Origin of the sequence: Escherichia sp. KTE31, assembly GCF_000407925.1 — a bacterium.
GTDB lineage: Bacteria > Pseudomonadota > Gammaproteobacteria > Enterobacterales > Enterobacteriaceae > Escherichia > Escherichia ruysiae.
Genome location: NZ_KE136723.1, coordinates 315,890 through 329,122 on the forward strand (window position 1 = coordinate 315,890; position 13,233 = coordinate 329,122).

The window sequence follows — 13,233 nt, forward strand, 5'->3', positions numbered from 1 at the left end:
CGAGGCTGTACCTTACCGTTTTTATTGTTATGTTGAATCAAGCTAAAATGACAAATTATCGCTAAATTCGGACAAAATGATGTACAGGTTAAATCTCAATGGTTATGAACCCGATCTTCACCATGAAACGGCGGTCGCATTTTGTATTCATGCCGGAAAGGATGAATTGACCAGTCCTGTACATCAGCACCGCAAAGGGCAGCTGATACTGGCTCTGCGTGGAGCCATTACCTGTACGGTGGAAAATGCGCTGTGGATGGTGCCGCCACAATATGCAGTATGGATTCCCGGTGGTGTGGAGCATAGTAATCAGGTAACAGCGAATGCCGAGCTTTGTTTTTTATTTATTGAATCCAGTGCGGTGATAATGCCGACAAAATGTTGCACGCTGAAAATTGCGCCTTTATGTCGTGAATTAATTTTAACGCTGGCAAAAAGAACAGCAGCTCAACGTGCTGAACCAATGACGCGCAGATTAATTCAGGTGCTGTTTGATGAACTCCCTCAGCAACCGCAACAACAGTTGCAGTTACCCGTTTCTTCGCACCCCAAAATCCGCGTGATGGTGGATACGATGGCAAAAGAGCCCGTCGAATGGGGGACATTGGGGCAATGGGCAAATTTTTTTGCGATGAGTGAACGCAATCTTGCCAGGCTGATAGTTAAAGAGACGGGGTTGAGCTTTCGTCAGTGGCGTCATCAGTTGCAGCTCATTCTGGCACTTCAGAGGTTAGTGAAAGGCGATAGTGTTCAGAAAGTGGCGCATATGCTGGGGTATGATTCAACAACGGCTTTTATTACCATGTTTAAGAAAGGCCTGGGGCAAACGCCAGGCCGGTATATTGCGGGATTAACTACTGTTTCCCGATGATCAGAGAGACCAGACCTGCGGCAATAAGCGGACCGACCGGCACACCGCGAAACAGCGCCACGCCTAAAATCGTGCCCACCAGCAGCCCGGCAACCAGTTGCGGCTGACTGCCCATTAACGTCACGCCGCGCCCACCCAGCCAGGAGACAATAACACCTACTGCAATTGCCACCAGCGATTTCCAGTTCAGAAACGAGTGAATCAGGGTTGAGGGCGGCAGTGTCCCGCTGGCGATGGGGGCCATAACGCCAATAGTCAGAATGATTATCCCGATACTCAGTCCTTGTTTTTCGATCCACGGGAAAAAGGTGCTTAACGGTGTGACGCGGACAATGATTAACACCAGAATTGAAACGGCGACAGTGGTGTTGTGGCTGATAAAGCCCAGCGCAGCTAACCCGAGCAGGATCAGCAAAGTGACATCAAACATCGTGGTTTCCTTGCCAAAAAATAATAAGCCTGCCTACTTTACGCCTGCTGATGAGAGGAAGCAGAGAACAATTACGTGTTATGCATAAAAAATCAGGCAAGTTGTCATCAAATTGCCATTTGTGTGCGCTAACAATAACGTGAAAACAGGTATCCCCTGGGGTAAGACCATGAACGATCAAATGTTCGTTGAGACACTGATTATCACGTCATCGTTTTTTGCCATTGCGGTTGTGCTGGTGCTATCTGTTCTGCTTATTGAACGAACCAGCTAGTTACGTAGTACGACGGAATTTGACCAGTTCGGGTTGTGCAATGCGTAAATAATCTGCGGTGTTCAGAATAACGGATTTATCCAGCATACCCGCGTTGAAGGCGATCTCATCGAATCGCTCAAAGAGTAGCGGGTCGGCAACCAGTTTGAGTTTTGGGTGGAAGCTGAATGGCGGGATAGCACCGAAGACACAGCCTGTCAGTTCATCGACTTCCGCCGGGCTGGCCAGCGAAGCACGTAACCCGCCGATGTGGCTGGCGAGTTGGCTAAGGTCAGCTTGTTGATCGGCAGCGAGGATCGCCAGAACATGCTGATTTACGCCATTACCTTTGACTTTACACACCAGTGCCTTAGCACCCTGACCTAAAGCGGTGCCACGAATTTCTGACACCGCTTCGCATTTACCCACCGCTTCGTGGGTAACGATGCGAAAGTTAGCGCCTTCTTGTGATAATAAAGCGATTAACCGCTGATGCGTCACGCTTCCTTTAGCCATTTCAGTCATTTCACGCTCCTGGGATTACAAGCAAACAACCACAGAAGATTATCATGAACGGCTGTTTTTGTTCTGCTTATTGACATATAAACGCTCATCGGAAGCTTTATATGCATCATGTAACGTATCGTTTTCTTTCATCGCGTAAATACCGGAAGAGAAGCCGATCTCTTTCTGCGGCGCGATATGTTGCAGACGTTTTTCGATACGTTCAGGCAGTTGTGCTGCAATTTGCGGCGTCGAATCGACCAGAATAATGCAAAATTCGTCGCCACCGAGACGGATGGCATAATCGCTTTTACGAATCGACTGTTTAATCGCCTGAGCTAATAACGTAATGGCTAAATCGCCCTCCTGATGACCGAGGGTGTCATTTATTTGCTTTAACTTGTCCATGTCAATCGCAATAAACATCACCGAAGAACCGGATTGCACCAGTTTCTGCAAACGCTGCTCAAGTTCAGGCGTTAATATTTTGCGATTATATAGCCCGGTCATCGCATCACTGATATTTTCACGAGTCACGTTTTGGTACAGGCGGAAGTGCATCCGTACCATGTTGAGTAATATCAATGCTGTCAGCAGCCAGAATACAACGCTTTTCCATGATGATGTAATAAAGTAAAGAATATCAATGGATAACGAAACACGAATGCCGCCAGGCAAGTCATGGACGTAACTGACATACTGAAACAGATTATCTTCGCTCTGATTGATAATAATGTCGCGTCCCGAATCGGTATCGGTTAGCGTAACATTGAGAAAACGCCAGAGGAGAGGGCGGTCATGAGTGTAAAAAATATTGCGCAGATTATTTTTACTAATATCCAGCAACACAATACCTTTTAATTGCCCGGCAACATAGACTGGCGTCAGCAAACTCATCACGTTCTGTTTAGTACGCTGATCCTGGTAAATGCTCGATAATACGGTGCGACCGGTAAACACTTTTTCAATATCTTTACGATCAATACCAATGCTTCCTGACTGCAGGAAGGACCAGTTATTCATCGCGAAGTATTCAACATTGACCGGCTCGTAAAAATAGACATAGCGGTCATTGAGATCGAGATAATAGTGAAATTTCTCTTCGGCCATCCCAAGACCGGAACCGTAATCATCCTGGTGGCGGTTACCTTCCACCGCCTGATCAAATGCCGGTAATAGCGCCGCTGCTTCGACAATTGTGTCGCAGTCAGTGGATGCGGTCTGCAATGTTCCGTGTAAATCCGCATAAGTATGGGCAGTCAGGTTTAAGCCATGGGTATTGTTGGCAGACTCAAAAGCCTCACAGATGGCATGTCGCTGTTCTGGCGACACCTCAGACTGTTTCGCAGCAAGCGCGCGCATCACGTGTGCGGCAATGCTCTGATTTTGATACTTGTCATAGAGAAAGGAGGAGTCTGCTTTCTGGACGATATAGCGCAAATAAGCACTCATAGCCCTGTCGCTGGCGACAAGTTCAAAAATAAGGAAGGAAGATGTCAGCACAATGACACTTGCGGCGATAAAATGCCGGAGCATTCTATGGTGCAATTTCATGATAAATGGCACTCCTTCGGTTAGTGAAACGAGAAAACCAGATAAAGTTCGATTGCGGCCTGGTACAGGGGCGCTAATTATACTCATCTCTGCGCCGCTGGGGAGGGGAAATTTAGGGGTATTGGTAATAAATTGTATGCCAGAGCCATGCAAAAAGCATGGCTTTGAATAATTTTGCACTCAAATATAATGAATAATCACTTTGTTGCCGCCATCGGTTTTCGCCTCACATAACGCTTTATCTGCTTCCGTCATGACAAGCGAGATATTACGCGTATCACCCGTGGAAAAAACACAGCCAATGCTGATGGTCATTTGTTCAGGGACATTATATCTATTACTAAATCCGGTCAGGAGCTCGACATTTTTACGCACCCGATCGGCGATAATTTTTGCCTGGGCGGTATTCAATTCGGTAAATAGCAATCCAAACACTTCACCATCCAGACGTGCGAAGATGTCATCGGGGCGGATACTTTGCTGGATAATATCGACAATGGAAACCAGAACTTTATCGCCCACATGATGGCCCCATTGAGCATTTATACGTTTGAACTGGTTAATATCTACCAGCATAATACAAAAATCCTTCACAACAGGGCGAGAGAGTAATGACTCTACACTGTTGAAAAAGTGACGACGGTTATAAATATTGGTCAGTACATCATGAACCGCTAGTTTGCTGGAAAGTTGTAGTTCCTGAAATATATTATATATCAAGAAGGTGACAACAAACAGTTTACTCGAAACCTCAATGCCACGACTGATATACCAGATAGTATAATTATATTCATCCAGAGTCAGTAGTAACAAGTTACAGCAGAGCGATGCCAGGCATAATAATGCAATTGACGGCCACAGCTCGCTTGCTAATTGTGTACGCATGATAATAAAAAACAGTAAACACGCCCACAGACAAACCAAAATCTTGGTGTAGTTAATTCCCCAGCTCGCCGTATGACTATCCGGACAATAATCTACGACATACAAAGAGTAGTCAGGATTATAGCTGCTCAGGTTGTGTGCCAGAAAAGGGAAAAATATAAAAGGTATCAGCGCCAGCAACAAGATACAGGTTTTTTTCTTGTTGTTCGTCAGGATGCTATTTCGTCCATAACAGTAGAGAGCCAGTGCGGTTAAGCAAATGAAACTTAGCTGGCGAAATAGATATAATATGGAAATATCATTCGACTTCGTCTGAATAAGGGTACTGTCATTGATAGGCTTATGAATAATGAAAATGGTTTCAGTTAAATAGAAAAGACCACTTAAAAAAGCAAGACTTAAAATGAGTGTTGGGAAAATATCACGCTTAATGAAATATTTCATTAGCATGAAAAGAAAGATGATGGAGTTGAGGAAAAATAAAGCCACAACAACCATCAGGTAATTCATCTGTGGGATGAGTTTTATATTGGTGTTTTCGTTATATAAAGTGGTGATGCAAAATAAAATTAATGTCAGTAATAAGCTGAAAATAAAAAAGCTTTGAGCTTTTAATTTTTGTGTACCCATAGAAACCATAAAAAGGAGAGCAATGTGAGTGCTGGATTTTATTGATGGCAGAGATATATGGTTTTGACCAGGATCAAATTTCCTTATCGATAAAAAAATAATTAAAGAATACCCCTGAAAAAAAACGTGTTAACAGAATTATTTTTTCCGAATGATTTTTTTATGGAACTAAATTCTGTAAAGCTGATGCCGACATATTTAAAGCAATTGTAAACTAACGTATGTAATAAATGAATTAATTTACAGTGAGCTAAAAATCAGCCAGGCAATAATGACCCGGCTGATGGTTTTAGTCTTTAGTAGTTGCATTTTGTTTATGGAATAGCTCGCGGAACACAGGATAAATATCATCCTGATCGCGGATATGCTGCATCGCAAAGTTTTCGAAAGTAGATTGCAGATGCTCATATTCCCGCCACAATGTTTGATGAGCGCGGCGGGTAATTTCGATATAGCTGTAATAACGAACAACGGGCAACAATTTTTTCGCCAGAATTTCATGGCAAAGCGGAGAGTCATCAGCCCAGTTATCGCCGTCCGACGCTTGTGCCGCGTAGATATTCCACTGCGCCGGGTTATAACGCTCTTTCACTACTTCATCCATCAGTTTCAGGGCGCTGGAAACAATGGTGCCGCCAGTTTCCTGCGAGTAGAAAAACTCATGTTCATCAACTTCTTTCGCCTGGGTATGGTGGCGGATATAAACGACTTCGACGTTCTTGTAGGTTCTGCTGAGAAACAGATACAGCAATATATAAAAACGTTTGGCCATATCTTTTGTGGATTGATCCATCGACCCGGAAACGTCCATCAGGCAAAACATCACCGCCTGACTGGAAGGATCGGGGCGTTTCTCATAATTCTTGTAACGTAAATCGAAGGTGTCGATGAACGGAACACGTTCAATTTTGGCGCGTAATTCGGCAATCTCTTTGCGCAGCCGTTCCTCTTCCAGCAATTGCGCAGGTTCACTGTTGCTGATGATGGCCAGATTTTCTTCCAGAGCATGAAGTTCCCGCCGCTTGCCTGCGGTCATCGCGGTACGTCGCGCCAGTGAGTTCTGCAATGAACGCACCACGCTGATATTGGCAGGAACGCCGTTAGCGGTGTAGCCCGCCCGATGCGTTTTATATTCGGTCAACTGGCGTTGCTGGTTTTGTTTCAGATTGGGTAAGGCTAAATCTTCAAACAGCAGGTCGAGATATTCGTCTTTCGAAATCTGGAAGACAAATTCATCCTGACCTTCACCGTCCTGGCTGGCCTGACCCTGACCACTGCCGGAGCCACCGCCGCCACCCTGGGGACGTTCAATTCGATCATTCTGGACGAAATGGTCATTGCCCGGATGAACGCGATGGCGCAGGCCGCCACGCCCCTGATGAAACATCGGTTCGCTAATATCTTCCGTTGGGATAGAAACGGACTCGCCGCTGTCGACGTCGGTCACCGAACGCTTATTGATGGCCTCGGAGATCGACTGTTTGATTTGCGCTTTATAACGGCGTAAAAAACGCTGGCGATTCACCATGCTTTTGTTTTTGCCGTTCAGACGCCGGTCAATAAACCAGGTCATATGCCCCCCCGTACTGCATTTGCCAACTGTATGCTGCACCTGTATTGCCGGATGCGCTTTGCTTATCCGGCCTGCGGTTCGCTGTCGTTGTCGGCCCGGTAACATGTACACCGGGCCGTTGTTGTTAAGACGATTTACGTACGCGCAAATACCATTCGCACAGTAAACGCACCTGTTTACGGGTGTAGCCTTTTTCCATCATACGGTCGACAAAATCGTCGTGTTTCTTCTGCTCGTCGGTTGAGGTTTTGGCGTTAAACGAAATGACCGGCAACAACTCTTCGGTATTGGAGAACATTTTCTTCTCGATAACCGTGCGCAGTTTTTCGTAGCTGGTCCAGTTCGGATTGCGTCCGCTGTTATTCGCCCTGGCGCGCAGCACGAAGTTGACAATCTCGTTGCGGAAATCTTTCGGATTGCTGATCCCCGCCGGTTTTTCAATTTTCTCCAGCTCGGCGTTAAGAGATTCGCGGTCAAACAGCTGCCCGGTATCCGGGTCGCGATATTCCTGATCCTGGATCCAGAAATCCGCATAGGTGACATAACGGTCGAAAATGTTCTGCCCATATTCGGAATAGGATTCGAGATAAGCTGTCTGGATCTCTTTACCGATAAACTCGGCATATTTCGGGATCAGATAACCTTTCAGGAACTCCAGATAGCGTTCTGCCTGCTCTTGCGGGAACTGCTCGCGCTCAATCTGCTGTTCAAGAACGTAGAACAAGTGAACCGGGTTAGCCGCCACTTCCACGTGATCGAAGTTAAACACGCGGGAGAGGATCTTAAACGCGAAACGCGTGGACAGACCGTTCATCCCTTCATCGACGCCTGCGTAATCACGATACTCCTGATACGACTTGGCTTTCGGGTCGGTATCTTTCAGGCTTTCGCCATCGTAAACGCGCATCTTTGAATAAATGCTGGAGTTTTCTGGCTCTTTCAGACGCGAAAGAATGGAAAAACGTGACAGCGTTTCAAGCGTACCTGGCGCGCATGGGGCGTGAGTCAATTCACTGTGATTAAGCAGTTTCTCGTAGATTTTGATCTCTTCGGAAATGCGCAAGCAATACGGCACCTTCACGATGTAAACACGGTCGAGGAAGGCTTCGTTGTTTTTGTTATTACGGAAAGTGACCCATTCGGATTCGTTCGAGTGGGCGAGAATAATCCCGTTGAACGGCAGGGCGGAGATACCTTCCGTCCCGTTGTAGTTACCTTCCTGGGTGGCGGTCAACAGGGGATGCAGCACTTTTATCGGTGCTTTAAACATCTCGACAAATTCCATGATCCCCTGGTTTGCACGGCACAGCGCACCGGAATAACCATAGGCGTCCGGATCGTTCTGCGCGTAGTGTTCGAGTTTACGAATATCGACTTTCCCTACCAGCGCGGAGATGTCCTGGTTGTTCTCATCGCCCGGCTCCGTTTTGGCGATGGCAATTTGTTGCAGAATAGACGGCCAGACCTTCACAACCCGGAATTTAGTGATGTCGCCACCAAACTCATGCAGACGTTTCGCAGCCCACGGCGACATGATGGTGCCGAGATAACGGCGAGGAATGCCATACTCTTTTTCCAGGATCTGCGCATCTTCCTGTGGATTGAACAGACAGAACGGATGATCGTTGACCGGGCTGCGTTCACCGTTGGCGCTCAATACATAAATAGGCACGAGCTGCATTAATGATTTCAGTCGCTCAGCAAGCGATGATTTACCCCCACCTACAGGCCCCAGCAGATACAGGATTTGTTTCTTCTCTTCCAGCCCCTGAGCCGCGTGTTTCAGATAAGAGACAATCTGTTCAATCGCGTCTTCCATGCCGTAAAACTCTTCAAACGCCGGATAACGTGCAATGACCCGGTTGGAAAAGAGTCGAGAAAGTCTGGGCTCCTGGGCCGTATCGACCATGACTGGCTCACCAATAGCCATCAATAGCCGCTCAGCCGCGTTGGCATAAGCACTGCGATCTTGCCGACAAGTGGTAAGAAACTCCTGCAGTGTGAACTCTTCGTCCTTGGCAGCTTCATATCGCTGGCGATAGTGATCGAATATATTCATGGTATGCCGTCCTTTCGTTTTTTAGCACAGGTTAAGAGCCGTTCATATGAATAGTAGAGGCTCCCGGAAGAGGTAAACTGAACGACGTCTCTTGCTAAAACACAGCAACTCTCATGCCATCTTACCGACTGCGAGAACAACGTGCCCGGTGATACACCTTCAAAATTAAGCGTAGATGGCAAATGGAAAACTTGCCTGCATGGCTTTCTGGATTTCAATGGCATATCAACAACTCATCCATAAAAATTGCATAATTAATGTAAAGAATATTGCCGCCAGTAACGCAAAATTCATTCAGGTGTAAGCCCGATGTCATCAGCGTCAGGAAAATTAAACAGTTACCTTTAGAAATGAAAATGTAAAAAGGTTGGGTTTCGATGTATTGACGGGTAAACTTTGTCGCCCGCTAAACATTTGTTTAAGGAATGATTAATTGTGACCAAACTCAAACTTCTGGCACTTGGAGTGCTTATCGCAACGTCTGTAGGCGTAGCGCACGCTGAAGGTTTTTCCCTGGGCGCAGGCGTAGGTGTCGTTGAACACCCCTATAAAGATTACGATACCGATGTTTACCCAGTACCGGTAATCAACTATGAAGGCGATAACTTCTGGTTCCGTGGCTTAGGTGGTGGTTACTACCTGTGGAATGACGCAACGGATAAACTTTCAATTACCGCTTACTGGTCGCCGCTTTACTTCAAAGCCAAAGACAGTGGCGATCACCAAATGCGCCACCTGGATGACCGTAAGAGCACCATGATGGCCGGTCTGTCCTACGCACACTTTACCCAGTACGGTTATCTGCGTACCACTTTGGCAGGCGACACACTGGATAACAGCAACGGTATCGTGTGGGATATGGCCTGGTTGTACCGTTACACCAACGGCGGCCTGACCGTGACTCCGGGTATCGGTGTGCAGTGGAACAGCGAAAACCATAACGAATACTATTATGGCGTATCGCGCAAAGAATCCGCTCGCAGCGGTCTGCGTGGCTATAACCCGAATGACAGCTGGAGTCCTTACCTGGAGCTGAGTGCCAGCTACAACTTCCTCGGCGACTGGAGTGTTTACGGCACCGCACGCTACACCCGTCTGTCTGATGAAGTTACCGACAGCCCGATGGTGGATAAATCCTGGACGGGTCTGATTTCGACCGGGATCACCTACAAATTCTGATAATGCATCTTTCCAGGGCATTTTGTGCATAAAAACAGGGCGTCACGCCCTGTTTTGCATTACGGTGGGGCAAAAACCTGGAGGAAACAATGCAACAAAAAATGATTCCGTTTAGTGGCGATGTCTCACTGCCAGCCGTAGGGCAGGGAACATGGTATATGGGCGAAGACGCCAGCCAGCGCAAAACCGAAGTGGCTGCACTACGCGCGGGCATTGACCTCGGTTTAACCCTCATTGATACTGCCGAAATGTATGCCGATGGCGGTGCCGAGAAGGTGGTCGGTGAAGCATTAACCGGTCTGCGTGATAAAGTCTTTCTCGTCTCTAAAGTCTATCCGTGGAATGCCGGCGGACAAAAAGCGATTAACGCATGTGAAGCCAGTTTACGCCGACTCAATACGGATTATCTCGATCTTTACTTATTACACTGGTCTGGCAGTTTCGCTTTTGAAGAGACTGTCGCAGCGATGGAAAAACTGATCGCTCAGGGCAAAATCCGTCGCTGGGGTGTTTCTAATCTTGATTATTCTGACATGCAGGCTCTCTGGCAGGTGCCGGGAGGAAATCAGTGTGCCACTAATCAGGTGCTTTATCATCTCGGCTCACGAGGGATTGAGTATGATCTACTCCCCTGGTGCCAGCAACAGCAGATGCCAGTGATGGCTTACAGTCCGTTAGCCCAGGCCGGGCGGTTGCGCAATGGGCTGCTAAAAAACGCGGTGGTCAATGAAATTGCGCAAGCTCACAATATCAGCGCGGCACAAGTATTGCTGGCGTGGGTAATCAGCCATCAGGGCGTGATGGCGATTCCAAAAGCGGCAACTATCGCGCATGTTCAACAAAATGCAGCAGTGCTTGAGGTTGTGCTTTCGTCAGAGGAATTAGCCATGCTGGATGAAGCGTATCCGGCACCAAAAGGTAAAACTGCGCTGGATATGGTGTGATGTTGGGAAATGCCGGATGCATCGCACCCGGCATATAAAACTAGCACAAATTAGCGTTTCGCAACGCGAATGGATTGTGCCAGATGTGAAGGTTGCTCTTTGGTCGTTTTTTGTGTCTCAGAGGCGTAAGCGGTTTCTACGCAGACAAAGGTTTTATAACCATCATCTGGCATATCGCCCATGCTGACTGAAAGAGCCGGGCCTGGGTTCCAGCCGACGACGTTCAGATGATGCTGGTGACCAACGGTAATAATACGATTCAACGCTTCGTCATTAATCACACTGCAATCTTGCGGATTCAGATACACGCGATCGGTACGATCAGGGAAGGTCTGAATACCGTCGGTCAGTACATCTTCTTTCGCGTCATTCACTTTATCAATGAAGCGATCGCCCAGACCACTGACGCTTACCTTAGCAATATCACCCACGTTAAAGTAGGTATGCAGGGCAGAGGTGGTTTCAAATTCGCCGTGCGCTTCAAGATCGATTTCACAGGTTTCACCCACGCGGAAATGCGCTAACAGTGTAAAGTCGTGCGGCCAGTATTTTTTCGTCTCGTCGCTTTGCGTCAGTTCGAAAGTCAGTGTCACGCTATCGGCATCTTCACTATGCGATTTCAGCGTCCACGGCAGAATACGGGCAAAACCATGCGCAGGCAGACCTTGTTGTGCTGCCGGACCAAACCACGGCCAGCAAACTGGCACGCCACCGCGAATGGCGACGCCATTTTTGAACGGAGTGTTATTGCTCAACCACAGAACGTCTTCTTCACCCGCAGGCTTCCATGAGAGAAGGTGTGCGCCCTGTAATGCAAAAGAGGCTTTTACCTGGGGATGATCGACCACAATGAGGTCCAGTTCATCCAGTTTACGACGGGAGAGGACAGGGGAAATTTGTTCGATGACCGGAAGGGCGAAAATTTTCTTAATCATGACGCAGTCCTTTAACTTCATTTCATCAGGTAAAAAAAAGAGCGACCGAAGTCGCTCTTTTTAGATCACAAAGTCATCTCAACTTATTTGGAGATGTGAGCGATCAGATCCAGAACTTTGTTGGAGTAACCGGTTTCGTTGTCGTACCAGGATACCAGTTTCACGAAGTTGTCGTTCAGAGCGATACCAGCTTTAGCATCGAACACGGAAGTGCAAACTTCGCCGTTGAAATCGGTAGATACTACGTCATCTTCGGTGTAGCCCAGAACGCCTTTCATTTCGCCTTCAGCAGCAGCTTTAACGGCAGCTTTGATCTGCTCGTAAGTTGCAGCTTTTTCCAGACGAACGGTCAGGTCAACTACGGATACGTTCGGGGTCGGAACGCGGAACGCCATACCAGTCAGTTTGCCATTCAGTTCTGGCAGTACTTTACCTACAGCTTTAGCAGCACCGGTAGAGGACGGGATGATGTTCTGGGAAGCGCCACGGCCGCCGCGCCAGTCTTTGTGAGACGGGCCATCAACGGTTTTCTGAGTAGCGGTAGTAGCGTGAACGGTGGTCATCAGACCTTCGATGATGCCGAAGTTATCGTTGATAACTTTAGCCAGCGGAGCCAGGCAGTTGGTGGTGCAGGAAGCGTTGGAAACGATGTCCTGGCCAGCATATTTGTCGAAGTTAGCGCCTTTAACGAACATCGGAGTGTTGTCTTTAGACGGACCAGTCATAACCACTTTTTTCGCACCAGCGGTGATGTGTTTACGAGCAGTTTCGTCAGTCAGGAACAGACCGGTTGCTTCAGCGACAACGTCAACACCAACTTCGTCCCATTTCAGGTTAGCCGGATCACGTTCAGCGGTAACACGGATTTTTTTACCGTTAACGATCAGATGACCGTCTTTCACTTCAACGGTGCCGTCGAAACGACCGTGAGTGGAGTCATATTTCAGCATGTATGCCATGTAATCAGCGTCTAACAGGTCGTTGATTGCAACGATCTCGATGTCAGAACGTTTCTGAGCAGCACGGAAAACAATGCGACCGATACGGCCAAAACCGTTGATACCTACTTTGATAGTCATATATTCCACCAGCTATTTGTTAGTGAATAAAAGGTTGCCTGTAAAATTACAAAAACCTTACGCAGCGTCAAGCGGAATCGTGTCAATCATTGCGACAAATCAATCCTGTGCCTAAGCATTACGCGACTGACTCGCCTCACTCTTCCTTTGGGCTTGAGACCACATGGGGTCGGCGCCCAGAATTTTAAAGGGCAATTACGATAAAAATGTGATTTTTATCACGTTTTAAGTGCTGCCATTTCGTTGAGATCAAGTTTAGAACAAAATTTTGCGAGTTGGTGTTAATGTTTTGTTAGAATAAGTCACGTAATGTGAGCGTGATTAAAGTGAGATGTGA

General features: G+C 47.3%; 12 protein-coding genes. 4 read left to right on the top strand and 8 right to left on the bottom strand.

Annotated elements, in window-relative coordinates; translation table 11 throughout:
- Window positions 1-76 precede the first annotated feature (76 nt).
- Window positions 77-871 carry an AraC family transcriptional regulator gene (locus WES_RS11885; RefSeq protein ID WP_032147844.1) on the top strand — a complete coding sequence of 265 codons (795 nt, stop codon included), beginning with the start codon at window positions 77-79 and terminating at the stop codon, window positions 869-871.
- Here WES_RS11885 and WES_RS11880 read toward each other — a convergent pair.
- Window positions 855-1,301 (bottom strand): DUF441 domain-containing protein, encoded by a 447-nt coding sequence (locus tag WES_RS11880; protein WP_001516278.1) that lies wholly within the window; start codon window positions 1,299-1,301, stop codon window positions 855-857. The genes WES_RS11885 and WES_RS11880 overlap by 17 nt on opposite strands.
- A gap of 169 nt (window positions 1,302-1,470) precedes the next feature.
- Here WES_RS11880 and yoaI point away from each other — a divergent pair, with 169 nt between their 5' ends.
- The gene (yoaI, locus tag WES_RS0121305; RefSeq protein WP_000999631.1) at window positions 1,471-1,575 is read left to right on the top strand and encodes a small membrane protein YoaI; all 105 of its coding nucleotides are present in this window, start codon (window positions 1,471-1,473) and stop codon (window positions 1,573-1,575) included.
- Here the strand turns inward: yoaI and yeaK are convergent, their stop codons facing one another.
- From yeaK to yeaG, 5 genes are all read right to left on the bottom strand, one after another.
- Window positions 1,576-2,079 (bottom strand): mischarged aminoacyl-tRNA deacylase, encoded by a 504-nt coding sequence (gene yeaK / locus WES_RS11875; protein ID WP_000138049.1) that lies wholly within the window; start codon window positions 2,077-2,079, stop codon window positions 1,576-1,578.
- Window positions 2,080-2,121: 42 nt separating this feature from the next.
- Entirely contained in the window at window positions 2,122-3,612 is a 1,491-nt protein-coding gene (gene dgcJ / locus WES_RS11870; protein ID WP_010354168.1) for a diguanylate cyclase DgcJ, read from the bottom strand.
- 180 nt (window positions 3,613-3,792) lie between these two features.
- On the bottom strand, window positions 3,793-5,136 hold the full coding sequence (locus WES_RS11865; RefSeq protein ID WP_016158139.1) for a sensor domain-containing diguanylate cyclase: 1,344 nt from the start codon (window positions 5,134-5,136) through the stop codon (window positions 3,793-3,795).
- 280 nt (window positions 5,137-5,416) lie between these two features.
- Complete coding sequence (locus WES_RS11860; RefSeq protein WP_000219690.1) at window positions 5,417-6,700, bottom strand: YeaH/YhbH family protein; 1,284 nt, start codon at window positions 6,698-6,700, stop codon at window positions 5,417-5,419.
- Between the two features lie 124 nt (window positions 6,701-6,824).
- On the bottom strand, window positions 6,825-8,759 hold the full coding sequence (gene yeaG / locus WES_RS11855; protein ID WP_001019882.1) for a protein kinase YeaG: 1,935 nt from the start codon (window positions 8,757-8,759) through the stop codon (window positions 6,825-6,827).
- 435 nt (window positions 8,760-9,194) lie between these two features.
- On the opposite strand from yeaG, the gene mipA reads away from it, so the two are divergent.
- Together mipA and yeaE are read left to right on the top strand one after the other, a co-directional pair.
- The gene (mipA, locus tag WES_RS11850) at window positions 9,195-9,938 is read left to right on the top strand and encodes a scaffolding protein MipA (RefSeq protein ID WP_016158140.1); all 744 of its coding nucleotides are present in this window, start codon (window positions 9,195-9,197) and stop codon (window positions 9,936-9,938) included.
- 89 nt (window positions 9,939-10,027) lie between these two features.
- Window positions 10,028-10,882 (top strand): methylglyoxal reductase YeaE, encoded by an 855-nt coding sequence (gene yeaE, locus WES_RS11845; protein ID WP_016158141.1) that lies wholly within the window; start codon window positions 10,028-10,030, stop codon window positions 10,880-10,882.
- 50 nt (window positions 10,883-10,932) lie between these two features.
- On the opposite strand, the gene WES_RS11840 is transcribed toward yeaE, so the two are convergent.
- Entirely contained in the window at window positions 10,933-11,817 is an 885-nt protein-coding gene (locus WES_RS11840; RefSeq protein ID WP_016158142.1) for a D-hexose-6-phosphate mutarotase, read from the bottom strand.
- Window positions 11,818-11,900: 83 nt separating this feature from the next.
- Window positions 11,901-12,896 carry a glyceraldehyde-3-phosphate dehydrogenase gene (gene gapA / locus WES_RS11835; protein ID WP_000153502.1) on the bottom strand — a complete coding sequence of 332 codons (996 nt, stop codon included), beginning with the start codon at window positions 12,894-12,896 and terminating at the stop codon, window positions 11,901-11,903.
- Window positions 12,897-13,233 lie beyond the last annotated feature (337 nt).

Excerpts from the sequence above, each read along its gene's own strand:
- yeaE (WP_016158141.1), top strand. The coding sequence starts at position 10,028 with ATGCAACAAAAAATGATTCCGTTTAGTGGCGATGTCTCACTGCCAGCC.
- yoaI (WP_000999631.1), top strand. The coding sequence starts at position 1,471 with ATGAACGATCAAATGTTCGTTGAGACACTGATTATCACGTCATCGTTT.
- WES_RS11880 (WP_001516278.1), bottom strand. The coding sequence starts at position 1,301 with ATGTTTGATGTCACTTTGCTGATCCTGCTCGGGTTAGCTGCGCTGGGC.
- WES_RS11860 (WP_000219690.1), bottom strand. The coding sequence starts at position 6,700 with ATGACCTGGTTTATTGACCGGCGTCTGAACGGCAAAAACAAAAGCATG.
- dgcJ (WP_010354168.1), bottom strand. The coding sequence starts at position 3,612 with ATGAAATTGCACCATAGAATGCTCCGGCATTTTATCGCCGCAAGTGTC.
- yeaK (WP_000138049.1), bottom strand. The coding sequence starts at position 2,079 with ATGACTGAAATGGCTAAAGGAAGCGTGACGCATCAGCGGTTAATCGCT.
- yeaG (WP_001019882.1), bottom strand. The coding sequence starts at position 8,759 with ATGAATATATTCGATCACTATCGCCAGCGATATGAAGCTGCCAAGGAC.
- WES_RS11840 (WP_016158142.1), bottom strand. The coding sequence starts at position 11,817 with ATGATTAAGAAAATTTTCGCCCTTCCGGTCATCGAACAAATTTCCCCT.
- WES_RS11885 (WP_032147844.1), top strand. The coding sequence starts at position 77 with ATGATGTACAGGTTAAATCTCAATGGTTATGAACCCGATCTTCACCAT.
- WES_RS11865 (WP_016158139.1), bottom strand. The coding sequence starts at position 5,136 with ATGGTTTCTATGGGTACACAAAAATTAAAAGCTCAAAGCTTTTTTATT.
- gapA (WP_000153502.1), bottom strand. The coding sequence starts at position 12,896 with ATGACTATCAAAGTAGGTATCAACGGTTTTGGCCGTATCGGTCGCATT.